Source organism: Vibrio sp. D3 (genome assembly GCF_043995865.1).
Lineage (GTDB): Bacteria > Pseudomonadota > Gammaproteobacteria > Enterobacterales > Vibrionaceae > Vibrio > Vibrio diabolicus.
Genome location: NZ_CP171886.1, coordinates 126545 through 152433, shown reverse-complemented (window position 1 = coordinate 152433; position 25889 = coordinate 126545). Strand labels below are relative to the sequence as shown.

Annotated in this window: 20 protein-coding genes and 4 tRNA genes; 11 read left to right on the top strand and 13 right to left on the bottom strand. The window is 43.8% G+C overall.

Annotated features, from left to right (window positions below; translation table 11 throughout):
* Position 1: 1 nt before the first annotated feature.
* Entirely contained in the window at positions 2-790 is a 789-nt protein-coding gene (locus ACHFJ9_RS00645) for a lipase family protein (RefSeq protein WP_395354742.1), read from the top strand.
* A gap of 74 nt (positions 791-864) precedes the next feature.
* Here the strand turns inward: ACHFJ9_RS00645 and ACHFJ9_RS00640 are convergent, their stop codons facing one another.
* From ACHFJ9_RS00640 to ACHFJ9_RS00625, 4 genes are all read right to left on the bottom strand, one after another.
* Entirely contained in the window at positions 865-1119 is a 255-nt protein-coding gene (locus tag ACHFJ9_RS00640) for a hypothetical protein (protein ID WP_012842214.1), read from the bottom strand.
* A gap of 130 nt (positions 1120-1249) precedes the next feature.
* Positions 1250-2773, bottom strand: coding sequence for an alpha-amylase (gene amyS / locus ACHFJ9_RS00635; protein WP_053808368.1), 1524 nt, complete (start codon positions 2771-2773; stop codon positions 1250-1252).
* 308 nt (positions 2774-3081) lie between these two features.
* A tRNA-Cys gene (locus ACHFJ9_RS00630) sits at positions 3082-3155 on the bottom strand.
* A gap of 37 nt (positions 3156-3192) precedes the next feature.
* A tRNA-Leu gene (locus ACHFJ9_RS00625) sits at positions 3193-3279 on the bottom strand.
* Positions 3280-3831: 552 nt separating this feature from the next.
* On the opposite strand from ACHFJ9_RS00625, the gene ACHFJ9_RS00620 reads away from it, so the two are divergent.
* The 4 genes from ACHFJ9_RS00620 (at position 3832) to ACHFJ9_RS00605 (ending at position 8235) form a co-directional block, all read left to right on the top strand.
* Complete coding sequence (locus tag ACHFJ9_RS00620) at positions 3832-5463, top strand: methyl-accepting chemotaxis protein (protein WP_258634537.1); 1632 nt, start codon at positions 3832-3834, stop codon at positions 5461-5463.
* A 189-nt stretch (positions 5464-5652) separates the two neighbouring features.
* Positions 5653-6882: an alanine racemase gene (alr, locus tag ACHFJ9_RS00615; protein ID WP_395354739.1), complete on the top strand. Its 1230-nt coding sequence runs from the start codon at positions 5653-5655 to the stop codon at positions 6880-6882.
* A 316-nt stretch (positions 6883-7198) separates the two neighbouring features.
* Positions 7199-7930 carry an AzlC family ABC transporter permease gene (locus ACHFJ9_RS00610; RefSeq protein ID WP_395354737.1) on the top strand — a complete coding sequence of 244 codons (732 nt, stop codon included), beginning with the start codon at positions 7199-7201 and terminating at the stop codon, positions 7928-7930.
* On the top strand, positions 7927-8235 hold the full coding sequence (locus tag ACHFJ9_RS00605) for an AzlD family protein (RefSeq protein WP_124007969.1): 309 nt from the start codon (positions 7927-7929) through the stop codon (positions 8233-8235). The genes ACHFJ9_RS00610 and ACHFJ9_RS00605 overlap by 4 nt, the downstream gene beginning before the upstream one ends.
* Before the next feature lie 140 nt (positions 8236-8375).
* On the opposite strand, the gene dld is transcribed toward ACHFJ9_RS00605, so the two are convergent.
* The 6 genes from dld to ACHFJ9_RS00575 form a co-directional block, all read right to left on the bottom strand.
* Positions 8376-10082: a D-lactate dehydrogenase gene (dld, locus tag ACHFJ9_RS00600; protein ID WP_395354735.1), complete on the bottom strand. Its 1707-nt coding sequence runs from the start codon at positions 10080-10082 to the stop codon at positions 8376-8378.
* Between the two features lie 384 nt (positions 10083-10466).
* Positions 10467-11369: a LysR family transcriptional regulator gene (locus ACHFJ9_RS00595; protein ID WP_258507476.1), complete on the bottom strand. Its 903-nt coding sequence runs from the start codon at positions 11367-11369 to the stop codon at positions 10467-10469.
* A gap of 236 nt (positions 11370-11605) precedes the next feature.
* A tRNA-Gly gene (locus ACHFJ9_RS00590) sits at positions 11606-11681 on the bottom strand.
* A gap of 36 nt (positions 11682-11717) precedes the next feature.
* A tRNA-Cys gene (locus ACHFJ9_RS00585) sits at positions 11718-11791 on the bottom strand.
* Between the two features lie 205 nt (positions 11792-11996).
* The gene (gene viaA / locus ACHFJ9_RS00580; protein ID WP_012842207.1) at positions 11997-13451 is read right to left on the bottom strand and encodes an ATPase RavA stimulator ViaA; all 1455 of its coding nucleotides are present in this window, start codon (positions 13449-13451) and stop codon (positions 11997-11999) included.
* A 9-nt stretch (positions 13452-13460) separates the two neighbouring features.
* Positions 13461-15122 carry an ATPase RavA domain-containing protein gene (locus tag ACHFJ9_RS00575; protein ID WP_005396405.1) on the bottom strand — a complete coding sequence of 554 codons (1662 nt, stop codon included), beginning with the start codon at positions 15120-15122 and terminating at the stop codon, positions 13461-13463.
* 268 nt (positions 15123-15390) lie between these two features.
* Between ACHFJ9_RS00575 and ACHFJ9_RS00570 the strand changes: the two genes are divergently transcribed.
* The 5 genes from ACHFJ9_RS00570 (at position 15391) to ACHFJ9_RS00550 (ending at position 20174) form a co-directional block, all read left to right on the top strand.
* The gene (locus ACHFJ9_RS00570) at positions 15391-15906 is read left to right on the top strand and encodes an NUDIX hydrolase (protein WP_170891756.1); all 516 of its coding nucleotides are present in this window, start codon (positions 15391-15393) and stop codon (positions 15904-15906) included.
* A 22-nt stretch (positions 15907-15928) separates the two neighbouring features.
* On the top strand, positions 15929-16933 hold the full coding sequence (gene ltaE / locus ACHFJ9_RS00565) for a low-specificity L-threonine aldolase (protein ID WP_395354731.1): 1005 nt from the start codon (positions 15929-15931) through the stop codon (positions 16931-16933).
* A 79-nt stretch (positions 16934-17012) separates the two neighbouring features.
* Positions 17013-17333 (top strand): c-type cytochrome, encoded by a 321-nt coding sequence (locus ACHFJ9_RS00560; protein ID WP_005396401.1) that lies wholly within the window; start codon positions 17013-17015, stop codon positions 17331-17333.
* Between the two features lie 203 nt (positions 17334-17536).
* On the top strand, positions 17537-19069 hold the full coding sequence (gene yfcC / locus ACHFJ9_RS00555; RefSeq protein WP_395354729.1) for a putative basic amino acid antiporter YfcC: 1533 nt from the start codon (positions 17537-17539) through the stop codon (positions 19067-19069).
* A gap of 109 nt (positions 19070-19178) precedes the next feature.
* The gene (locus ACHFJ9_RS00550) at positions 19179-20174 is read left to right on the top strand and encodes a succinylglutamate desuccinylase/aspartoacylase family protein (protein WP_139059999.1); all 996 of its coding nucleotides are present in this window, start codon (positions 19179-19181) and stop codon (positions 20172-20174) included.
* A 198-nt stretch (positions 20175-20372) separates the two neighbouring features.
* On the opposite strand, the gene ACHFJ9_RS00545 is transcribed toward ACHFJ9_RS00550, so the two are convergent.
* Positions 20373-20906, bottom strand: a complete 534-nt coding sequence (locus ACHFJ9_RS00545) for a lipocalin family protein (protein WP_395354726.1) — start codon at positions 20904-20906, stop codon at positions 20373-20375.
* A 315-nt stretch (positions 20907-21221) separates the two neighbouring features.
* Between ACHFJ9_RS00545 and ACHFJ9_RS00540 the strand changes: the two genes are divergently transcribed.
* Complete coding sequence (locus ACHFJ9_RS00540) at positions 21222-21602, top strand: cystatin family protein (RefSeq protein ID WP_005396397.1); 381 nt, start codon at positions 21222-21224, stop codon at positions 21600-21602.
* A 56-nt stretch (positions 21603-21658) separates the two neighbouring features.
* Here ACHFJ9_RS00540 and ACHFJ9_RS00535 read toward each other — a convergent pair whose 3' ends face one another.
* Together ACHFJ9_RS00535 and ACHFJ9_RS00530 are read right to left on the bottom strand one after the other, a co-directional pair.
* On the bottom strand, positions 21659-24715 hold the full coding sequence (locus ACHFJ9_RS00535) for an AAA family ATPase (RefSeq protein ID WP_395354724.1): 3057 nt from the start codon (positions 24713-24715) through the stop codon (positions 21659-21661).
* 9 nt (positions 24716-24724) lie between these two features.
* Positions 24725-25858 carry an exonuclease SbcCD subunit D gene (locus ACHFJ9_RS00530; RefSeq protein WP_012842192.1) on the bottom strand — a complete coding sequence of 378 codons (1134 nt, stop codon included), beginning with the start codon at positions 25856-25858 and terminating at the stop codon, positions 24725-24727.
* Between the last annotated feature and the right edge of the window lie 31 nt (positions 25859-25889).

Genomic DNA, 25889 nt, shown 5'->3' with positions numbered 1-25889 from the left:
CGTGAAACCATTAAAACGATACCAATATGAGCGCTATGCCGTACTCTGTAATCTCGCCTATCCTCGCGTCTTCAGACAAACTCAATACGGATTCGATCCTAATGGGCAACGAGTCATTAGAAATGAACACGGTAAGATTATGATTCGTGTGCTCTGGAGTAAAAAACAGAGTGAAGTGGTCGTAGTGATTAAAGGCTCACACAGTATCAGTGATTGGTTGTTAAACTTCGCGATGTGGACGAGAAGCTGTCGAAGGCTGGGACTGAATTACCGCATTCACGCGGGTTTCTATCATCTTCTGTTTCAAGAAAGTTTACCGAGCCAAAATGAAGATCGGTTGGGGTTGACCGTGATCGAGCGCCTCGAAGGTATCGTTGTACCGCTCATTCTTAAGGGAAAAAGAATCACCATTACTGGTCACTCTTCAGGTGGCGCGATTGGCAGTGTTTTTGCCGATTATATAGAGAAAAAATACCCAAAGAGCATTAAACGCGTTGTGACTTTCGGTCAGCCCGCAGTTGGAGATTGGACCTTCAAAAAACGCTATCGTTTGGGGCACAAAACTTACCGGATTTGTTGCGATATCGACATCGTGACATTCATGCCGCCAGTGCCTTTTCTCTATTGGCATGTAGGCAAAATGCTATGGTTGTATAATGGGAAAATATACGAGAATACGCCAACGTTCATTCGACTTGGACGTTCTCTATTTAGTTGGTTGATGCGACCATTCTCTTATCACTTTATGAGTAAATACATCCGCGATAAAGACTTCTTTGACGAACGCTGAGCTAAGTACCCTAAAACTATGATGTACAGGCACTAAAAAGCCGGACTCAGCCGGCTTTACGTTTTTGTGGTGAATTACAGAGAGGCAATTTCTTTTTCAAGTTGATATTTGCTATCTGTGACTATGCGCTCTAACACTTCAACGCGTCGCTTCAAATCACCAATTTGCTTGTTAAGGTTATCTTGTTCTTCTTGGCTCATCGTATTACGTTCAGATATCTCCAAAGCTCTTACTTCTTTACGATGATTCAAGATTAACTTAATTATCCCGCCCCCAAATATGGCACCGAACACAATAGCCACAACCAATACATCAGCAATAGATTCCATTCTTCATCTTCCTCTAGATAATGCTCAAATATAAGTTACTCATTTGTTATATGAATATCAAATAACGTATTGATTCACTGCAAAGTTTCATCAAAATTTGCCTGTTCTGTATCAAAATCACAAGAATGGATTACTCAACGCTAACCCAAACCGAGACAGATCCACCATTTACAGGGAACTCAGCCCACCCGTTCGCATCTGTCCAAATGTCTTCAGTTCGGATGCCCAACTTGTCGACATAGCGTGTACTTGGCTTGCCCGTATACATCCACTTCGAGCCACCTGGTCCATCGCTCATGATCACTGCCATTGAATGTGGATGTTCTGCATCGCCCTCGCGAGTCCAGCCAATTACATCCCAATGGTCGAGATAAGAATGTTGTTTGCCATACGCATAGTCTTTACGCAGTGTTACGAGCTCTTCGATGTAAGGCACTTTGACCATATTGATGTCATGCCCTTTATCACTGTACTGCGCGCCGTAGTAATCTGCATAAAACACAGATGGATAACCTTCTTCACGCAATAAGATAAACGCGTAAGCGAGCGGCTTAAACCACCAATCGACCGTCGACTCCAACGCCTGCAAAGGTTGAGTATCATGGTTTTCTACTAAGGTTACCGCTTTGACTGGATTGTCCTTCATCAGCGTACCATCCATGATTTGACGCATATCGTAGCTACCACCCGATTTAGACGCATTGTAGAAGTTCATATGTAGCGGTGCGTCGAACAGAGACATGCTGCCAGAAGTTTTGGTGATAAAGTTATGCAGCTGATTCACATCGTAGTTCCAGTACTCTCCGACCGTGAAGAGTTCTTTCCCTGTTTTCCAACGTAGGTGATCAATCCATTCTTGAAGATATTGGTATTTGATGTGCTTCACCGCATCCATTCTAAAGCCATCAACACCAGTCATGTTGATGTACCACTCACCCCAATCTTTCAGTTCTTGTTTAACTTCAGGATGATCCATGTCTAAATCAGCATACATAAGGTAGTCGTAATTCCCCTTTTCAGAACTGACTTCCCAATCCCATGCCTTACCTTCACCTTTGAATTTAAAAATGGCTTTTTCTTTACCTGCATCGTCCCAGTCCACGCCATCAAAATGGTACCAAGTCCAATGGAAGTTAGAGTACTTGTCGTTGCGTCCAGGGAAATCAAACTCCACCCACGCTTCAATCCATTTATCACCAAGTTCAATGTTGCGGTTGTTCCAATCTACCCGCTTAGTATCAACCCAAGATTTCCCATCTGCACCACCACGGTGGTTAAACACCACGTCACCATAAACCTGGATATTGTTATTGTGAGCGGCGTTGATAGCGCTAAGATACTGATCTTTCGTGCCGTATTTGGTACGCACTGATCCTTTTTGATCAAACTCCCCCAAGTCGTACATGTCATAAACGCCGTAGCCGACATCATTACTGCCACCCGCTCCTTTGTATGCAGGTGGTAGCCAGAGCGCTGTGAATCCGTTTTCTGCTAGCGTTGGAGCGTTGTTTTCCACTTGAGTCCACAGTGTGCCATCGTTAGGCACATACCAATGGAAATACTGCATCATTGTGCCATTCTCAGCAGCCAATGCAGATGAACTTAGCAACAAGGTTAAAGGTAAAATAGTGCGTTTTAATTTAAATGTTTTCATTATTTTTCTCTCACGTTAAGGACTAAAATCCTCCTTTCTGCTCATACACACCAAGCATTGCCAACGGTCACGCTAGCCAAGTTGCTGCCTGTGATACAAAAAGTTCGGATTACAATCGAAGAGAAATTAGCACCAATCACCCTATACAATTATTGAGTTATTTAACATTTATAAAATCAATGACTAGTGCATTGAAAATATTGAATGGTGATCAAAACATGGGAGGAATTTAGAGAAGCGTGAACGAGTATAGATTGATGGATTTAAAACGAAGAAAGCCAGTCATTTAAGACTGGCTTTCGAAATAGTGGAGGCGCCTCCCGGAGTCGAACCGAGGTCCACGGATTTGCAATCCGCTGCATAGCCACTCTGCCAAGGCGCCTTTCTGATTTTTGTATCTCTGTTACCAAAGATTTTGATGGTGCCCCGGGCCGGACTTGAACCGGCACAGCGCGAACGCCGAGGGATTTTAAATCCCTTGTGTCTACCAATTCCACCACCAGGGCAACGCAATCATGCGATGGGTTAGACACCATCTGTCTCAGCGACCTTTGCCGTGAGAACGAGGCGTACTTTAACGGATTAATTTATCTGGTCAACAATAAATTTTATCTTTTTGATTTAAGTGCTTAAAAAGCGGTCCAGACGGTACAATTGGCATTCAATTAGGCCAAGAAACACTCGTTAGCTTTCATCAACTCTAAGTCACACACATGTTGATGCCCGTAACAGCTTAGCTTGTAAACGCCTGACTAACGCGGATCGTAGTCACCACTCTCTTCAGCTCTGTAACATCTGTAACAATTGGAGCCCCTACTCTTGGCACTGTTTCACACGAAATATCATATTTTGTTACCGATAACTTTGCATCGAATGTGGTCGTACCTTTATAAAATCATTGACATTTTTTATTTTCAAAAAAAGCTCAATTCATTATCGAAAATATCAATAAATAATGATAGCTTACACTCGTTGCAGTAATTTAATGGACATATATCACATATAAGGACGTGGTTTACTTTGGCGACACACCATAAGAAAAACAAGGTATATCACTAATGTCTATCAAGAATCTTTCTATAGCGAAAAAGATATCGCTATCGTTTTTACTCATTGCCATAGTCAACATTGCGTTTGGCGTATTTTTATCTACAGAGCTCAAAAGCATTAAATCTGAGCTTTTAAACTATACCGATGATACGCTTCCTGCTATGGAAAGAGTAGATTCGATCCGAGATCACTTATCTCGCTGGCGCCGTGCTCAGTTTGCGACATACACTTATGAAGACGCAGACCAAATCAGAAACAAAATTGCCAGTAACATTCGCGAACGTGAAAAGATCAGCAAAGAGCTCGATTCTTACGGTGAAACGATTTGGCCTGGAGAAGAGCAACAAACATACCAGCGCCTTATGCGTCAGTGGAAAAAGTACTTGGTCACTATGGATCAGTACAACGAAGCGATGCTAGCCAACGACAAAAGCAAGGCCCACCCTATTTTGGCGAACTCTTTACCTGCTTTCGAAGCGGTTGACTCTGAGCTCGGTGAACTGATCCGTCTACTTAAAAATGCTATGGACAGTAACAAAACTCATATTCTTTCTTCTGTAAATGGATTGAGTAACTCGTCAATTGCAAGCAACGTGATTATTCTGCTTATCATGGTAGGCATGACGTACGTGCTGACACGCCTTATTTGTGGCCCACTAAAACTTGTTGTCGAGCAAGCAAATGCCATCGCAACAGGTGACCTATCAAACGACATCGATCGTAAAGCCATCGGCAATGACGAGCTAGGTGAGCTGGCAGATGCGACCACTAAGATGCAAGATGACTTGCGCCAAGTTATCGACAACGTGATTGCTGCGGTCACACAGTTAAGCAGTGCAGTAGAAGAGATGAATCAAATCTCTGATATTTCTGCGTCTGGTATGAAAGATCAACAACTGCAAATCACACACATTGCTACGGCAATGACAGAAATGAAAGCAGCAGTAGCCGATGTTGCACGTAATACTGAAGATTCAGCGAACCAAGCTAACGAAGCAAACCGCCGCACACAACACGGTGTTCGTGAAACCCAAGGTATGGTTGACGCGATTCAAGAAGTTTCAAACGTAATTGGCGCTGCAGGCGATACCGTAGCAGAGCTTGAACAGCAATCGAATAAAATTAACGTTATAGTGGATGTTATCCGCGACATTGCCGATCAAACCAACCTACTTGCACTTAATGCAGCCATTGAAGCTGCGCGTGCTGGTGAGTCTGGTCGCGGTTTTGCCGTGGTTGCGGACGAGGTTCGAACGCTTGCAGGCCGTACGCAAGATTCAACCAGCGAAATTACGTCGATCATTGAACAGCTACAATCGCTTGCAAAAGACGCGAAATCTGCGACAGAACTTTCTAGAACCAGTATCTCAGAATGTGCAGAGCAAGGCATTCAATCAAAACAGCTGATGAGCGACATTGAACACTCGATTTCTGATATCTCAGACATGGGCACCCAAATCGCCACGGCTTGTAACCAGCAAGACTCTGTTGCAGAAGAGCTTAACCGCAGCATTGAAAACATACACTTGGCATCTCAAGAAGTATCACAGGGCTCAGAGCAAACCGCACAGGCTTGTCGTGAGCTAAGCCAGCTGTCAATTTCTCTTAAAGATGTAATGAGCCGCTTTAAACTAAGTTAAACTCAGTGGATACCTTAGTTGATATTGAATCAACCTCGATTTGCACAAATTGAGTGCAATCACTTAGGTATATTGAATCATGATCTTCAAAAACGCTCCAAAGCACTACTTGGAGCGTTTTACTTCGTCAGGTACTTTCCCCAAGTACTCAATAACATAACCAATACAAAAAACGCGTACGGAGACTTTATGCGCTTAAATAAAACCTTACTATCACTGACTATCGCTGCTGCAACCGTTGCTCCTGCGATGCAAGCTACTGCTGCCCCTCTTCAAATTAGCAACACTGTAGTAAAAGCAGAGCAAGTTCAAGGCGCTAACGCTTGGCTGGAAATAAACTTAGGTCAGTTCCGCGATAATATTGAGCAGTTCAAATCGCACATGGATGGCAAAACGAAAATCTGCGCCGTGATGAAAGCCGACGCATACGGTAATGGCATCGCAGGCCTGATGCCGACTATTATCGAACAACAAATTCCTTGCGTTGCCATTGCAAGTAACGCCGAAGCACAGACCGTTCGCGACAGTGGCTTTAAAGGTCAACTTATGCGTGTACGCTCGGCGGATATTGGCGAGATCGAAGCTGCAATCGACTTAAATATTGAAGAGCTGATTGGCACTGCAGAGCAAGCCAAAGCACTGTCTAAGCTAGCAGAGAAAGCGGATAAAGAAATCAAAGTTCACCTTGCTCTTAACGACGGTGGTATGGGACGTAATGGCGTTGATATGACGACAAAAGCGGGCAAGCAAGAAGCGCTAGAAATCGCTCAACAAGCTGGCGTTAATATTGTTGGCATCATGACTCATTTCCCTAACTACAATGCAGACGAAGTTCGTCAAAAGTTATCTTCGTTCAAAAACAGCTCTGCATGGCTGATTAAAGAAGCGGGCCTAAAACGCGAAGATATTTTGCTGCACGTGGCAAACTCTTACACTGCACTTAATGTTCCTGAAGCACAGCTTGATATGGTTCGTCCTGGTGGCGTTTTATACGGTGATCTGCCAACCAACCCTGAGTACCCTTCTATCGTGTCTTTCAAAACACGCGTGGCATCCGTTCACCACCTGCCAAAAAATAGCACTGTCGGTTACGACAGCAGCTACAAAACGAGCAAAGAAAGCCTAATGGCGAACATTCCTGTTGGTTACTCTGATGGCTACCCACGAAAAATGGGCAATACGGCAGAAGTACTGATCAATGGCCAACGAGCAAAAGTGGCGGGTGTTGCTTCAATGAACACCACTATGGTTGATATTACAGGTATCAAAGATGTTGAGCCTGGTTCTGAAGTTGTACTGTTTGGCTCTCAGCAAGGCAAAACGATTTCGGCAGCAGAAATGGAAAAGCATGCAGAGGTTATCTTCCCAGAACTATACACGGTTTGGGGTGCTGCGAACCCTCGTGTCTACGTAAAATAAACCCTTTCAGTTGTTCGTAACAGAACGAAAAAGCGAGCCTCGTGCTCGCTTTCCTACTTATATACTAATCTGTAACAATCCGTGCCCTTCTCAATTGAACAGAGCTTGCTATTTGCGTTGCGTTACTTTCCTTGAACCCTAGCAAGTGACAAATCCTCTAACCCCTTCATCTTAAAATCGTTCAGGTATACTTGTTTTTTATATAGCACTTAGTGTTTGAAAGCCATTTCAATTGATGTTAAACATGAAGTTTACAAAAAAATAACAAACGCATTTATAAGGCACTGCCCTTTTTGCCTGCTGGCTAGGTATCTCTATGACAGAAAATACTCAACATCTTCAGCGTTCCTCATCTGAGTTGCACGAATTTACTCGGGTCGACGTGTGGAACGGTTTCACCCAACTTTTACCTCTGTCCATGTTTGTGGTCATATTTGGCCTCGCATTCGGTGTTGCCGCCGTACAAACTGGACTAGATGTATTTCCCACTATGTTGATGAGCACACTGGTCTTCGCCGGTGCTTCACAATTTGCCACGCTAGAAATGTGGGGAGCAGAAGTACCTCTGATTCCAGTGCTTATTACTGTATTTGCTATTAATGCTCGTCACCTCTTGATGGGCGCTACGCTTTATCCATGGTTACGACAACTCCCAACGACAAAACGTTACGGTGTAATGCTAGTAGCATCAGACGCAAACTGGGCAATGGCACTCAATGCATTTGGTAGAAAAGAACCAGGTTTTGGTTTGCTTGTTGGTGGCGGCTTAGCGATGTGGTCGTTTTGGATTGTTGGAACCTGGATCGGCATTTATTTTGGTAACGCAATCAAAGACCCGGTGGGCCTCGGGCTCGATATGGTTATGGGATGCTTCCTGCTCTCGATGGTTGTGGCAGGGCCGAAAGACTTAAGAATCTTTGCGATTTGGGCCACAGCAGCAGCCTCTTCTATGTTGGCGTATTGGTATTTACCAGAGAATAGCCACGTAGTGGTTGGCGCCATTACTGGTGGAGTCTTAGGTGCTTGTTGGAAGGAGAAAAAAGCATGAACATCGAAACGAGCGTAGGTGGCACACTGCTTATCATCATCGCTATGGCGTTAGTCACGCTCATAACCCGCTGGGGCGGAGTGTATGTTATGTCATTTATTCCAATTAGCGAACGGGTTCAACGTTTCATCACTGCGATGTCAGGTTCCGTATTAGTTGCCCTTTTAGCCCCACTAGCGGTTGAGGGTGATTACGGTGCTAGAGCAGCACTTTTTTCTACTGCTGTCGTCATGTTCATCGTGAAAAAACCTCTGCCCGCAATTGCAGCTGGCATCATCGCAGCCGCCGCGGTACGCGCTCTTTAACCGTTGTTTCAACGCCGATACCAGTCATCAATAAAAAGCCCCAAAACACGAAGCCCTGATGTCACGAGTGTCATCAGGGCTTGTCTTATGCTCATTATTTTAACGATGATCAACGATATTAATCACGGTGAGATAGCACATTATGCACAGCAGTTACAATTGCGCTTATATTTGTCCATTTTGCCAATACCAGGGTTAAAGGTGTTGGTTGGATCTAGCTCGTGGTAAAACTTCTGCAGCGAATTTTCAGCTTCGTACAAGTGACCCACATTATGTTCTGCTGGGTATTTAGCACCACGGCTATTGAGGTGTTCTAACATCAGCTTTTTCATCAACTTCGTGTCGGTCCCTTTTTTGAAAATGTAATCTTGATGGAATACATAACACATAAAGTGGCCATAATAGAGCGCTTGAACAAGGTTCTTACTCACCTCTTCTGGTAAAGTTTCTAACCACTCTTCATCATTACGTCGCAAAGCGATATCAAGTGCAACGATGTCTTCTACGTCTTTTCGGTGAATCGTCTCGTAACGAATTGCTGCACCTGCTGCTGCAAAGCGATGTAAATAAGCTTTTTTACCCTCTTCCGGCGTACACTCGAAGAAATCACAGTCGTCTTCAACAGCCCAAACTTCTTTGAGGTATTTTTGCGCTTCAGCAATACCACCATCACTCATTTTCAATACCAGGTGGTGCTCATACTTGTCACGAAAATCCAGCATTCGTTCTGGTAAATGTTGTGGGAACAACTTACTCGCGTAGTACAAAATGGTATCCGGCAGGTATTTACTAACAAACGGGACGCGCTCTAAGAAATTTTCTACTTTAGCTTTAAGTGCAAACATTTTTGGCAGCTTATCTGTGCCTAATAAGTCGATGGATAAGAAGACATCTTTGCCGTACTTCTCTGCCATGTTGAAGATATCTCGATGCAAGTATTCTCCCATCTCAGGCAAGTTCTCAAACGTAGATAAGAAATCTTTTCGCAGCTTCGTCAGTTTCGCAGGATCATTGGCGCCAAGGTAAAAAACCTGCTCTTTTTCGGGTACTGGGTAGCTATCAACTCGAACGGCGAAAACACCCAATTTGCCAGCGCAGCCACTGGCTTCAAATAATCGACGTTCATCGGCATTAAAGCGAGAAGGAATGTCAGAAGTCACGTCTCGAACACGTTCATCGTATTCTTTGTCTGATGCCATTCGCTCGTCATGAATGATCTTCGCTGGGTCAAAGTTTCCTTCTTGCAGGTTTGTCAGAATTTCTTCTGGCGTTTCACCTAACCCTTCAATACCAAGGTGGTTAACCAGGTGTAATTGGCCTTGCTTATCGACCTGCGCATAGATCGCCAGTTCGGTGTAAGCAGGACCACGCTTGACTAACGCACCGCCTGAGTTATTGGCGATACCACCAACCACAGTGGCACCTAATGATGAAGAACCGATGATAGAGTGCGGCGCTCGGTTCACCGCCTTCAATTCTTTTTCCAATGAGTGCAAACTTGCACCAGGCAAGCATACCGCCTGCTTACCGCCATCTAATAAGTGAATCTTCTTGATTTTGGTAATATTGATCACAACCACATCACGGTCATAATCATTACCACTTGGAGCTGAGCCTTCTGTTAAACCTGTTTTGGCAGCCTGCATAATAATAATGCAGTTTGCTTCAACGCACTGTTTAATGATCTTCCATTGTTCTACAAGAGTATTAGGAAACACGATAGCAAGCGCAGTGCCACTACCTGAGCGAAAACCCGAGCGGTAGTATTTTGTTTTAACCTCGTCGGTTAGGACATTTTCTTCCCCAACGATAGTTTTAAATTCGTCAATCAGCTGCTTTTGTTTCATATCCGTATCTCTAGTTATTGTACTTCGCTCACATCACCGTTTAGTGACGGTAATGGGCGTTTGAGCCACTATAAGCAGTCCATTTCTCGGCGTCTATGTCAGGCAGGCGAGCAACACTTAACCAATAGACAACAAACAAAATAATTCTTTTATTTTTCTGTCACTTATCTTTCACATTCGGAAAATTTAACGCAAGAAACAGACCGTTTCTTAAAAGAAACAATAGCAAAACCATTTGTTAACAGTTGTGCGCAGCATCTTGTTATCAATATTAGTGATAAAACAAGGAGAAAGCTTAAGCTTCTAAATTTATAAGAATTATTAGAAATGAAGATGGAAACAATAACTCAACACCAACATAACGATTGGTGTTGAGTTATTGTCTTAAAATCGATGATTTTGACTTTGAAAGCTGGTGTATAGATGATCAATGAAGATCTTAATTTTTTCTGGTTGTTGACGAGTGTAAGGATACACTGCATAAATACCCAAACATTTGGCGGTTTCGTCTTTGAACAGTTGAATCAGGCGGCCTTGCTTTAAGTCTTCATAAACCAAGACACGCGGCACATAGATGATTCCCTGCCCTAACAGCGCCACATTTCTCAATACAGAAGAATTGTTGGTACAGAGGTTACCGTCGACGGTGATTTGATATACCTCGTCTCCCTCTTTAAACGCCCACTCATGCGCTCCGGTTTCTTGGTAGGAATAGACTAAACAATTGTGTTTATCCAAGGCTTGAGGTTGTTTAGGTATGCCATGTTTAGCCAGGTATTGGGGTGACGCGCAAATAATCCAATTCGCATCCACCAGCTTTCTTGCAATCAGACTAGAATCTGGCAACACACCCGTTCTAATTGCCAGATCAAAACGTTCATTCACGATATCGACGAAACGATTATCTAGATCCATGTCGATATTGATGTCAGGATATTTCTGATTAAACTCATTGATCACTTGAGGAAGAATTAACTCACCAGAGATAGTGGGTACAGAAACTTTAATGTTTCCAGATAAATTCTTACCTAACCCCACAATGGATTCTTCTGCCGTTGCCACCGCTTGATAAACGGCTTTTGCATGAGTAAAGAACGCCCTCCCTGCCTCCGTCAACGTTAACGTTCGCGTTGTTCGGTAAAGAAGCTGTACACCAAGCTCTTGCTCAAGCTTCGCGATGCGTTTACTGACAACCGATTTGGTCAATGACATGTGTCTTGCTGCAGCGCTAAATGAGCCTTGCTCGATCAGGTGATAGAAAATGATGTAATCGTCGGTATTTCTCATGCGTCTTCGTCAAATCCTTTGGAGACCGACATTGTAAACGGATATTGGTCAATCTGCGAAATATCGGGTCACACTTAACAGCATAACTGGTGAAAGAAACAAGGGTTATACCCACAATTCAAGAAATTGAGATGGCGTAAATTTATCAATATTCAGATACAAAAAAACCAGCTTTCGCTGGTTTTAAGTTGATGCACTTGGCATCGAGATACCGCAATTGCCATATCTGAATAATTTGGAGCGACACACGAGGTTCGAACTCGTGACCTCAACCTTGGCAAGGTTGCGCTCTACCAACTGAGCTAGTGTCGCATTGATTCTCGAAAGCCATTCACTCTCAAAGAATAATGGAGGCGCCTCCCGGAATCGAACCGAGGTCCACGGATTTGCAATCCGCTGCATAGCCACTCTGCCAAGGCGCCTTTTTACTTCGCTTCAGGGCTCTTCCCCGTTGCGTTGGTGGCTACTTTACGGATTGAGAGAAGATAGTCAAACAAAAATCTTTCATTTTCTGTTTGTTTGATTTCTTTTAAGCCAATTAGACCAAAGTTCGATCTTATCGGCTTAAAACGAAGCAATACAAATCTAGCTTTCTGTACGTTTTACTCAATAGAATTTCAATGTCACTTAGTAATTACCGACCCGTTTAAGCAACCTGCCCACAACATTAGGGTGATAAGACCAAGTGTGATCAAACATCGACATTAATGCTGGGTTTCCATATTTAGATAGGCTGATCGCGTGAAAACGGTTTTTCTTCGCTTTAAGCGCATCCACTTTGGCAAGCAACTCGTCTTGTTGTTTTGGCGCGATAAAGTCGGAAATGACCACCATATCGGCATTTTTGTACTTATCACCGCTCATCAAGTCGATAGATTTGATCAAAGTTGGCTCTAAGTCTGTACCACCATGGAAGCTATAAGTTAAAAAGTCCGCCGCCTCGCGCAGACCATCTTGTTTGGTTAGCTCATACGTAATGTGTTCCGTCGAAAAAATAATGACATAGCAATCACGTTGCTCCGCTAATGCAATTTGCATCAGCGCATAAGCCATGGCTTTGGCGCATTGCTCAGGAAACCCGCTCATTGAGCCGGACGCGTCCACACACACAATAAACGGTCCTTTTTCGATATCTACCGCTTTGTTGTCAGGTCGGTGAGCTTTAACTTTACGTAACGTGCGCGATTTGCCCTGTGTACGGTAGTTCATAAGTCGTTTATCGACTAAGTGTTTATAGAACACGACCTCAAGTTCAGGATACGCCAAAAACATCGTTTCGTTGGGAAGTAGCTTATTTAAATCATCGCTTTCGTGAATGCCGACAATATCATCTGTCGCTTCATCACTCTTCTCTTCGATCATTTGTAGCTCTTCAGTAGGCGCGCGGTTAAGTTCGGGATCATTCACTTGCCCCGCCATACGGCCAAGTTGCTCGGCTATTTCTTGCAAGCCTTGGTGCTTCTTCAGAAACTCCGCATGGCGTTTCATCACTGTTAAGTCAGTTTTGCTCAACTTGGCAGATGCCATATCCCATAAGCGCCCTACACTTTCAGCATCACCCGACTCCGTGACCTTATCCATATTACGCATGGTCTCCATACGCTGATACAGGTCATTCAGCACTTTCTCTTTATTAGCCTCAAGCTCGCTTACTTGTGCTTGCTTAATCGCATCGGCTAGGCTTTGGTACCATTGATCACAGAAGTAATGTGGGAACATGGGATTATTCATCCCCTTGTTCTTCTCCATCATTCGGCGAGCCTGCATATAAAAAGCGGAGTGCCACTCAAGCTTTTTAATCACATCTTCGATGTTTTCGAAAAACGCCTCTTCATCCCAGTGAATGACCTCTTGATATAAAGACAGCTCTTGTTGGAAACGCTCTGTCTCACATACCTTGGTAATCCGTTTTTTAACACTGCCTCGCCACTTTAATAAGTGGCCTTTGACCGAAGATTTAACGCCTCGGTTTTCTGCCATCATCATGACTTGTGAACGCGCCATTAAATCATTAACTGCGCTATCGATGATGCCAGAGTCGGCTACCATCAGCGCGAGGTTAAGTCCGTCTGCACCTAGCATGTCGTCTCCTTATGAGAAAAACTGATGTAAGTTTTTAAAGCGTTGGATAACTTTCTCGCTTTCAGCTTGGATAGACTCAAGTCTCTGACTGACCTGCTGCAGACTCGACTCCATTAGGCGTGGTAATTCAGGATCAACAAAGCTATGCGGAAGCGCATCATGAAAATTCGCTTTTACCTTACGCATATGGTGCTCTGCTTCACTGAGTTGATTTACGGCTTTTTCACTCTGCGTTAACCACTTTTGGTAAAGCTCTACATCCAAGCCCTCTTGAGTCACTAAGCTCACCAGAATGCCTCGGTTTGCGATATCACGGATAACTAGGTTATTTGCGGCATCAACATCAAATCGTAAACGACACATGTTGGTGTTTTGATTGACGTAGCCATACACATCACCGTGTCCTTCTTTGATGACTCGATCTAGTTCATCTTTTGGCACGTAAACCCAGCGGCTATCGCCTTTCTCTGATTCTGAAACCGACATGTTGCTTTGCAAAATAACCAGTTTAACTAAGTTAACGGCTGCGCCAACTTTGTAGGTCTTAGCTTTAGAGGTATCAAAACGCATGGTTTCTTTGCGCAGAATACCCGTTGCCGCTTCAGACGTTAACGTCATGCGGTAGGCATCTTCAAGCTCATGCTGAACATCGACCAAAGACTCGCGACAGTATTCAATTTCCTGTTCGGCGTCTTGTTGGTCAAATGCATGTTTTAGGGCGAACTCTTGGACCACTTCGCGTACCACGTCTCGCGATTCAGGGCTGTTCCATAAACAATCTTGCAGCAACAGTAGATCAAGTGGGTTGATTTCATCGCGTCCATTAAAAAACGCGCTCGCTTTTAGCAATTTCACGGCTTTCTTCCAGCGGCGGTCAGACACATACATGTCGGTATTAGCGACATCGCCAAACTGAGCTTCGACTTTGCTTTCTAACATCGTTTTAAGCTGAAAAAGCTTCTCGAATGCATTATCGGTTAACGTCAGCTTGTCGAGCTGCTGTTGCCATTGATGATATTCTTCATCTGTTATTGCTAGCCCTTCTGGCACTTGTGCCTCTTGTGACGTGCCTACCGTCAACATCGACTTAAAGTTTTGTTTATTCTGAATTCGATTCACAAACACGCGCACCAACATGCGGTCGTAAAGTGCATCCAAACCACTGTCTTCATCTGGCAGTTCATTGGACGCCGATACCAACAAACGCATTGGCACACGCTCAATATCGCTGCCATTTTTGAACGTTTTCTCATTGACCACTGTCAGCAATGTATTCAGAATGGCGGGGCCCGCCTTCCAGATTTCATCTAAAAATACGACTTGTGCGGTTGGCAAATACCCTTTAGTTAAGCGAACATAACGACCGTTATCTTTGAGTTCTTGAATACTCAGTGGCCCAAAAACTTCTTCAGGTGTTGAGAATCGCGTCATCAGGTATTCAAAGTAACTGCTATTATCGAACGCTTGGATAAGTCGCTTGGCAATTAAGCTTTTTGCAATGCCAGGTGGGCCTAAAAGAAAAACACTTTCACCAGCAAGTGCCGCAAGGAGGCAGAGCTTGATGGTATGTTCGCGTTCATAAACGCCATCCGTTAACGCTTTAGCCAACTTGTTGATGCGTTCTGAGAGAAGCGCTTTTTCGGCATTTGAGGCAAATAAGGTTTGTGTCATACGTTCTCCGGCTGCTGAACTGGTATTGCGTTAACATTTTTATACACTTGTTATAACTTTGTTACAAATGTATTTTGTTGAATTCCCCTTATAGCAGATGCTTACCCCCTTCTTTAGCCAGCAATCAAAGTTTCCATTTATGAGATACAGCTCACTGAAAGTGCAAACGCTTTCGTCGTGTTGCAACATTTTTTGCTTTTGTTTCCCACCATTTGTGGTTAATGTCGAAAAACGTCAAAATGCGGTAACAGCTAGGGTTAATAACTGCATGAGCAAAATAGTTCATAAATGGAAGCAAATTTCTCTGATTGAAGAAGAGGTTATGCTTCCTACAGGACAGGCAATTACGCACACCACAATCCATCATCCGGGCGCTGCGGTGATTCTCCCTATTACAACGGAAGGTGAGGTAGTTCTTGTCCATCAATTTCGCCCTTCACTTAATAAATGGCTTTTGGAGCTTCCTGCTGGTACAAGAGAAGGCAATGAAGACCCTCTCTGCTGCGCGAAAAGAGAGCTAGAGGAAGAAACGGGCTATAGTGCAGAAAAATTTACCTCTCTCGGCCAAGTCACTCCCCTTGCCGGATTTTGTGATGAGATACAGTACCTATTTGTCGCTGAGAAGCTCAGCCAAACCAACCGTTACGAATGTGATGAAGATGAAGTGATTGAGGTTGTTACCTTGTCACTCCAACAACTCGAAGACAAGATTATTGATGGCACAATTACCGATGCCAAAACGATCGCTTGTTTAAGCAAAGCGCGCCTTTGCGGATATATTTAGGACTTTGACCAAGGAGACATTCATGGATTTTCGATCAGATACCGTTACACAGCCTACCCAAGCCATGCGAGAGGCCATGTTTAAGGCCCCCGTTGGGGATGATGTTTATGGTGATGACCCTACGGTCAATGAGCTTGAGGAGTTTGCCGCAGAGCTTGCAGGATTCGAAGCGGCTTTGTTTACCACTTCAGGCACGCAAGCCAATCTGCTCGGCCTAATGGCGCATTGTGAACGCGGAGATGAATATCTGTGTGGGCAGCAAGCACATAACTACAAGTACGAAGCCGGCGGCGCAGCAGTACTTGGGTCAATTCAACCTCAACCAGTCGAAAATAACCCAGATGGCACACTCCCATTTGATAAACTGGCAGCGGCGATTAAGCCAGATGATTGTCACTTTGCTCGTACCAAGCTGCTCAGCTTAGAAAACACGATTAATGGTAAAGTATTACCTCTGTCTTATTTAGCAGAAGCACATGATTTCGTGAATAAACATAACTTGCAGATGCATCTAGATGGCGCTCGCGTTTTTAATGCAGCCGCTGCGCTTGATGTTCCGGTAAAAGAAATCGGTCAGTATTTTGATTCAATGACGATTTGTCTGTCGAAAGGTTTGGCTGCCCCTGTTGGTTCGTTACTGCTTGGTAGCAAAGAGTACATCGCAAAAGCACGTCGCTTAAGAAAGATGGTCGGCGGTGGTATGCGTCAAGCGGGTATTCTTGCCGCAGCAGGCAAACTCGCCCTTACCGAACAAGTGGAACAGCTAAAACAAGATCATACCAACGCAAAAACCTTAGCGGAAGGTTTAGCTGAACTGCCTGGTTTTTCAGTCAACCCTGAATTTGTTCAAACGAATATCGTATTCGCGAAGCTTGATCCTCAAGTGGACATAGTAAATATCGCTGCGAAACTAAAGGAACAAAATATCACGATAACACCTGGAAACCCCATTCGTTTCGTGACTCATAAAGACATTTCAGCGCAAGATATCGACAATTTCTTATCAAGCATTAAATCTCTGCTTTAGTTTGATTTTGATCATTGAGCTTCCCCTAAGGGGAAGCTTTATTGTATCGATATGACTTTTTAGCGAATAGACAATCTTCATGTTCAGATTTGTACTTCTAACCTCTCTTATTTTCTCTTCCGCTAGCCATGCCGCGCCTTTTGGTGATGCTGATAAAGGTAAAATCAAATCCCCTAGCTGCGTCTATTGTCATGGTGCAACAGGCGTCGCAGGTAATGATGCCTATCCAAATCTTGCAGGTCAAAATGCCCAGTATCTATACGATGCGATGAAGTCTTACCAAGCAGGCGAACGTAAAGGGCCGCTTGCCGAAATGATGGGCGCACAATTAAGAATGTTAAATGATGAGGATCTTCGTGATGTCGCTGCATTTTATGCAGAACAGACGCAAGACAAATGATTTATTTATCTCGGCTCACAACAAGAGCTTGTGAGCCCTCGACCCGAGCCAAAACATTTAACCAAACTTTGCTTGTAAAATAATCACAATGACTTCACTTCAAATATTTGATGAATTTATAGTTCAATATTTCCATTAATATTGACTTTTTATTCTATTTTATTGATATTTCATGCTTCATTGAATTTAACGTGAAGTAAGTTATGTCTCACACACATGCGCAACCAACGGACTCGGTTGCTACACCCAAATCATGGCAGATGCCAGATACCCTCATTTTGATCTTCATTGTTGGTATTCTCGCTGCGATTCTTACCTACTTAATTCCTGCTGGCCATTTTGATAGTCAGCAAGTGACTTATATGGTCGATGGTGCAGAAAAAACTCGCACGGTTATCGATCCGTCTTCTTTCTCTTATGCAACCGACGAAAACGGTGAATTGGTTTACAACAAGGTTGGCCTGTTTGCTTCTGGTGGTGGCATTGGTCTCATGAACTTCCCTTTCGAAGGGCTAGTTTCAGGCTCTAAATGGGGCAGCGCGATCGGCGTGATTATGTTCATGTTGGTTATCGGTGGTGCTTTCGGCGTTGTAATGCGAACAGGCACCATCGACAACGGTATCTTGCGCCTTATCGATAAGACCAAAGGTAACGAAGCGCTATTCATTCCAGTGCTATTTTTGCTGTTCTCTCTGGGCGGTGCGGTATTTGGTATGGGTGAAGAAGCCGTAGCATTTGCGATTATTATCGCGCCGCTTATGGTTCGCCTTGGTTATGATGGTATCACTACGGTAATGGTTACCTATGTTGCGACTCAAATTGGCTTTGCTACTTCTTGGATGAACCCTTTCTCCGTCGCTATTGCGCAAGGCATTGCGGGTGTACCTGTTTTATCCGGCATGACAGTGCGCATGGGGTTATGGGCTGGCTTTACGTTAATCGGTATCGCTTTCACAATGATCTACGCCGCTCGTGTGAAGTCAAACCCAGAACTTTCTTACAGTCACCGCACAGACCAATACTTCCGTCAGCAAGAGCTTGGCAATCAAGATTCTCGTTGGAATATCGGCGATACACTCGTCATTCTTACGGTCATCGCGACCACAGTATGGGTTGTTTGGGGCGTAGTGGCTAACGCATGGTACATCCCAGAAATCGCTTCTCAATTCTTCACTATGGGCTTTGTTGTCGCGATCATCGGTACGATTTTTCGCTTAAACGGTATGACGCTCAACTGCGCAGCCGATGCGTTTAAAGAGGGGGCGGCTATTATGCTTGCTCCTGCTCTATTGGTTGGTTGTGCAAAAGGTGTGTTACTTATCCTAGGTGGCGGTACGACCGATGAAGCGAGTGTACTGAACTCTATTCTGAACAGTGCTGGCGGCGTGATCAGTGGGCTTCCTGACGTAGCTGCGGCATGGTTAATGTATGTATTCCAATCTATCTTCAACTTCTTCGTTACTTCCGGATCTGGACAAGCGGCACTGACGATGCCTTTATTAGCGCCATTGGCGGATATTGCAGGTGTCACGCGCCAAGTTGCCGTTTTGTCATTCCAACTTGGAGATGGTTTTACCAACGTTATCGTCCCTACTTCAGCATCCTTGATGGCAACACTTGGTGTCTGCCGCATCGACTGGGGTGACTGGACAAAATTCTGCTGGCGATTTATCCTATTACTCTTTACCCTGTCGAGTGTCGTCGTTATCGCAGCTCATATGATGGGGTTTGCGTAAAACGAAATCAATTGGCACTAAGGCGAGACACGTTCTCGCCTTATTAATACTCTTCGTATGGCGACGTTAAGGTTTTAGATTGGCTTATGGTTTTGGAGTGGTAACTTTAATGGCAACACAACTTCTCGATGACATGATTCAAGGTCATCAAGTGATTCAATCTCTCAATGTAGCAGACCTAGGTCCGGGTGAGCATAAGTTTTGGTTCCGCATCGCTACCAACGCGCTCTCTCAGTGGCAACATCTTCCTGTTTTGGTATTCAAAGGTGAAAAACCTGGCAAGAAAATCATGATCACCGCAGGGGTTCATGGTGATGAATATAATGGTGTGTTAGCAGCGCAGAAGACCGCTAGAGAACTCATTGGCACTGAAGTCGCTGGTACTGTCACGATTGTTCCAACCATTAACATGCCAGGTATGCTAAACCACAGCCGCGATTTCTATTCCGCAGACCCGGATGCGTCTCCTGCAAACTTAAACCGCTTTTTCCCTGGTGACCAAAACGGCAATGAGGCACAACGCTACTTATATGCATTGTGGAATGGTCTGCTCAAGCCAAATGCTGATTTAGCCATTGACCTTCACACTCAAACCAGTGGTGCGGCCTATCCACTATACGTGTTTGCAGACTTCCGAATTGAGCAATCATTAGAAATGGCTCGTCTCATTAATCCTGATGCGATTTTAAATGATCCCGGAGATGCTGGCGTCCTTGAAACCGTTTGGAATAACCATGGTGTCCCAAGCATTACGGTTGAAGTGGGTATGGGGCGCTACACAGAGCAAGAACTCATTAGTCGAACCGTATCAGGCATTTTTAATGTGTTGAAGCAACATAACGTCGTAGAAGGTGAGATAGAGCCTTTCACTTCATGCTTGGAAGGAAACGAGATCGTCAGTGTGAAAGCGACACATGGCGGCTTTGTACTACCTCATGTTGGTTTGATGGATTTTGTCGAGCAAGGCCAACTGGTTGCTATTCAATACGACAGCTTTGGCACTGAAGTTGAGCGCTACACTGCCCCAACAAGTGGTACAGTGCTCAGCCACAATGTGGAATCTATTCGGGCGCCTGGCTCTCTGATCGTTCGTTTGATTAAGTAAACCATAACCGTTTGTCGATAGATCTACCTTTCGACGCTCACTCAAATTTATATAAGCCCCATCACGAGTAATCACAAATGATGGGGCTATATTTTTGATTACATGAGGTTACAAGGTAACAAAAACATTCCAAGCAAAACTCAAAACCGCTAGACAGAAACTTCGCTTCTGTTGATTTTAGAAGTCACATTGATGAACTTAAAACTGTCGTCCACTCTCTTGAACAACGAGAATTAGCTCATCTAACGCGAAACCTTTCTCTTTAGCAACCTGCTTAAAACGCTCCAGGATTTTCTCATCAACGTTGGGTGTTCTAGACAATAGCCACAAGTAGTCGTGGTTGTAACCGGAGACAAACGCATAGTCGTAGTTTTCACCTAGCTCAAACACAATGTAAGAAGAATAGATTGGCCCAAAAAAGGAGACTTTTAAGTGCCCAACCGTTTCGTCTTCAACAAAATAAGCTTTACCTTCAGCTTCGGACCACTGTTGAGCTTCTTCTGAATATCCGCGGTTTGTCACCTTAACCCCACCATCCTCGCGAAGCCGATACTCGGCCGTAACGTTGGATAGACCACGCTCAAACGAATGATCGAGCCGTGCGATTTCGTACCACTTGCCTAGATAAGGCTCTAAATCAAAATTGTTAACTGGCTCCACCCCATCAGGTTTAGAGGTACAGCCAAATAAAGTAACAAGTGATAAAAGTAATAATGTTTTTAGCGATTTCATACAACACCTAAATTTGATTTAGTGATTGATTTTACTGTAGAAGGTAGCAAATCGATCACTAAGTCGCACTACTGTCCCAAAGGTACGTAGCTACACATCACAGTTCTTCATTATCAATAGCATTGCTGAACACCAAAACCTCGTTATGTCAGCAATTCCCTAACAATATTGTTCTATGTTTTACTTACAAGTTGATCATACTTGTATATTTTGTCAGCATTTAACCGTATGCATATAGAAACTTTGCACAATATAGACATACGCTGTCATATCCCCCTCCTATAATACGTCGCGATATAGACAGAGGTTATTGTTATGAAATTAAAAACAGTGTCAGTTTGTGCACTTTTGGTATTGCTTGCAGGTTGCCAGCAGGAAAACCCAAGCCAAGCGACACAATTAACAACCTCGGCAGATGTATGTAATACACAAGGAAACATGCCAGGTGGGTGGAATGAGTTTAATGCTACCCCTGATGCACAAAAGGCAATGGCTTTTGTTTTGAAAAGAATGGACACAATAGCGTCGTTCAAACAAATACTGAACGTTCACGCGCAAATCGTTAGCGGCGTCAACTATGCCATTGAGTTTGAATTGGATGATGGCTCTATTTGGAATACAGTTGTTTATCGCAACCTAGATGGTGAGTATGCGATTACCCAGTCGCCAAAAGAAGGCCACTTTTGCGAACAGTAGCGATTAAGTAAGAAAGCCCCTAGATAGGGGCTTTGGGTTTTGTGATAGCAACTGAATTAGACAGCGAAGCTACATTGAGATTTGACCGATACTGTCGAACCGACTCTTGATGGTTCAACATCAATCCTCTGCGCCATTTGTTCTTTTAACTCAGAAACGTGAGAAATAACACCGATCATGCGTCCAGTCTGTTGTAAATCCACTAGCGTTTGAATCGCGAGATCCAAAGATTCTGGGTCTAAACTACCGAACCCCTCATCAATGAATAAAGTGTCTAAACGGATACCACCACTATAGGATTGCACAACATCCGACAAGCCAAGCGCCAAAGCAAGCGCTGCCATAAACGATTCACCACCGGAAAGTGTCGCAACATCACGTGTTTTTCCTGTGTAACCATCTTCAACCATTAAATCTAAGCCGCGACCCGCAGCGCCTTTGAAGCCCTCTGTTTTTCGAGCAAGAATATAGCGCCCTTTACTCATGAGGCTTAAACGTTGAGAGGCCTGAATCAACACATCATCCAACAGTACACCAAGAACAAAGCGATGCAGGCTAACCCTGCTGCCTGTTTTACCGCTGGCAACGTCGTATAACGTACCAAACACTTTGTACTCTTCTTCTAACTTGCTATTTTTCTCATGCAGCGTAGCAATATCTTTACGAACTTTTTCAATTCGCTCAAAGGTTGAGCGCGTGGTATCGAGCTGATTCCTTACTTCAATATACTGCGCATGCAGAGTGGTTAAGCTGTCGTTAAGCGAATCCAAGTCCGGTCTTTCAAGCGCTTTCAATGCATGGTTTAAATCATGTAGTGTTTGTTCAAGCTTGGTTTGTGTCTGTTTGAAGTTGTCTATTTCTTTCTGCCACGCTTGAAGCTCATCATCTGTCACTCTGCTATTTAGATAACTGCTTTCATCCTCAAATTTACTCGCCTGTAATGCCTCATTCCACGCTAATTCTGCTTGGCTAAGCTTTTGTTCTGACTCAGATAGCCACTGCTTGTTCGTCACTAACTGACTTTCAGCATTCGATTGCGCTAATACAGCTTGCTGCAAAGCGTTTTGCGCCTTTTCTAAACCTGTATTCAAGGTCAGAATTTGCTCTTTTGTCAGCGTAATTTCGAGATCAAGCGCATCAACGGAACTGTATTTTGGATCGATAGAAGCTTGTAACTGAGTCAATTGTTCTTGGTTTGCTTGAACAGTTGATTCATTTGCCGCCATTTTATTCTGCAGCTCATGAATTTTGTTTTCACCCACTAAGCAGCGTTGATTAAGCTGCTCAACGTTCTTTTCTAGCTTTTCAATATCAATAGACTGTAGACGTAGAAGTTGATCATTAAGCGCCTGTAACTCAGTTTGAACCGTCGAGATCTCAGATGCTGCATGCTCACCAAGCTCTTCTTTCAACTGGTTACATTGATTCTGATACTGACTAATGACAACGTTATGTTGCTCTAGCTGATTACTTAGCTGGTTCAATGATGCTTGAGCTTCTCTTTCTTTCGCTCTAGCCGCCTGAACTTGCTCTTTTGTAACGATTTCTTCAACAAACGTTGCAGGGTTAGGATGCGCTTGGCTGCCACATACCGGACATGCTTCACCTGCCTTTAGTCGCTGCGCTAATACTGCCGCTTGAGCGTTGTGCCACTTAAGCTCTATCGTATCAGCGGCTTGTTGACACAGCATATAGCGCTGACTGGCTTCCTGTAATGACTGCTGCTTGCTTACGGTTAACGCCGTGAGTTTAGAGAGCTCCAAAGTAAGACCATGCAGCTTTTGTAGATCCTGTAGTAGTCGTTGTTTTTGTTTTATTTCCGCATCGATGCTGCCAACAAGCGCAACATCTACTCGGGCTTGCTCTAGATCTTTCTGGCCCTGTTGCGCCTGAAACGCTAACTTGTCTTTCAGCTCTATGTACTGTTTTAACGTTGCTTCAAATTGTTGCTTTTGTTGATGACCTGCCGTTATTTTTCTTTCCAAGTTGGCTTTTTCAACCAACTTGTCTTTCATGCTTTCAAGTTGATACTGCAGTTGCGTTAACTGTGGGACTTTTGCCGCGGCTTCTTTTGCACTTTGCTGCAAGTTTTCTTTTTCTTTCGTAACAGCATTGGCTTTATCAAGGCTCTCTTTCAAAGCTACGATTTTTTGTCTGAGCTCTTGAGTTTGAGTTTTTGCATTTTGTAATGAGACGTAGGGTAATTCTATCTTATTGGCATTTTTAGCATTTTCTAATTGCTGTTGACGAACTTTTATCGAGTCTGAGTGTTCTAGATGCAGCTTGAGTGCGTTTTCTGCTTGCTCTCGTTTCGAAAACTCTCCATTAATAGTTTCCGCTTTTTGCAATTCAGATTTAGCAACATTTAGCTTATCTAACGAAGCTTGTTCTTTCTTTCTATCGACCTCTAGCTGCTCAGTTGCTTGTTCAAGCTGGTGTAATAATTCCTGCTCTGAACTCACTCCTGCAACTTGTAAAGCGCCTCGAATTTGATTATCAAATTCATCTTTCGCTTTACTGATTGCGCTCGCTTTATCTTTGAGCGCGTACTCAATTTTTTTATATATGTCCGTTTGAAAGAGCTGACCAAAAATTTCTTCGCGCTCTTTAGAACTAGCAAGCAACAGCTCCCGGAATTTTCCTTGAGGCAATACCATTACTTGGCGAAATTGCGTTTCATTCAAACCAATAATATTGCTCACTTCTGTTTTAACTTGAGTCGTCTTGCTAGTGATGAGCTTTTCGGTCTCTCCGAGTTCATAAAGAGCCGCAGTGTGCTTTTTTACCGTCATCCCTTCACCACGCGCTTTGGGCGCTTCCTGCTCTGGAGATCGCACAACTCGGTATTGTTTGCCATGTAACGAAAATTCTAGAACGACTTCGGTTGGTAAGTCTTGCGCCGATAAGTCACATCGCATCTGGATGCCTTGCCGCTCATTACCGGTAGTTTCACCGTAAAGGGCAAAGCAAATGGCATCTAAGATCGACGTTTTACCTGAGCCTGTAGGACCATTAATCAAAAACAGAGGGTTACGGCCAAGCTTTTCAAAGTCAATGACTTCGGTTTTTGCAAACGGACCAAAGGCTTGCATGGTAAGTTTAATTGGTTTCATCTTTGGTCCCTATTGCTGTGATAATTGCTTAATAATGTCAGTAACGGCTTGTTCTTGCTCTTGGGATAATTGACTATCTTGTGCCTCAATAAAAAAGTCTCGGAACATATCAATTTCGCTTCGGGCCAACTTTGCTTGCGCCATTTCCTGCTCTACCCCAATTAACATACCCGGTTTCTCAAGATGTAAAACGTTTGGATACACCGAACGAAGCTTTTCCATTGGATTTAAAATCGCATGTTTATCCATCAAACGAACTAACAAATAATCTTCATTTTTAGGGTCAGTCTTGCCCTGCTCTATGACTTTATCTAGCTCTCCCTCAACAATGCGCATTTCATGAGGGGCAATTAGCTCAATATGTTTAGCAGAGACAAATCCTTTCTTGTCTAGTTCGACTAACGTGAAGCCTTTCTTCTGGTTCTGTTCACCAAAACTATACTTCATAAGTGAACCAGAATAACGGATATGCTCTGCGCCTTTCTTCTGAGGCTGATGTAAATGACCAAGTGCGACGTAGTCGAAATCTAAGAAATGCTCATGACTTACGCGATCAGAGCCACCAATAGATAGTGGTCGTTCAGAGTCAGACTCAATAGCACCATCAACAAAACAGTGGCTAACGAGAACACGCCTTTGCTCTGAAATGAAATGCTCTCTTATTTGCTCTACAAGCAGTTGATGTGCCTCATCATGAGTTGATACCGAGGTTTTGTAGGCAAATCTGACCTGTTCAGGGTCGTTATAAGGCATGCCATAAAACGCTACCTCACCCGCAGAGTCCGTTTTTATGATGATGGGAGTTAGCATATCTTCAAAGTTACTAACAATATGAAGGCCTGCATTTTTCATTTGCTCTGAGCCAAAACCTAATCGTTCTGCACCATCATGGTTGCCAGATATCAATATCATCGGTGTTTTCAGTTCAGTACAAATACGCTTCACGACTCGATTTAGCAGTTCTATTGCAACCGTTGGTGGCACCGAACGGTCATAAATATCTCCCGCCACTACAACGGCATCGACGGGGTTGTGTTCAATATAGTTAATCAGTTGTTCGAGTACTGCTTGTTGATCTTCGAGTAGTGATACATTGTGGAATTGTCGACCAAGATGCCAATCTGAGGTGTGGATAAACTTCATTCGAATTCACTTTCCGCCAAATCTTTAAGCA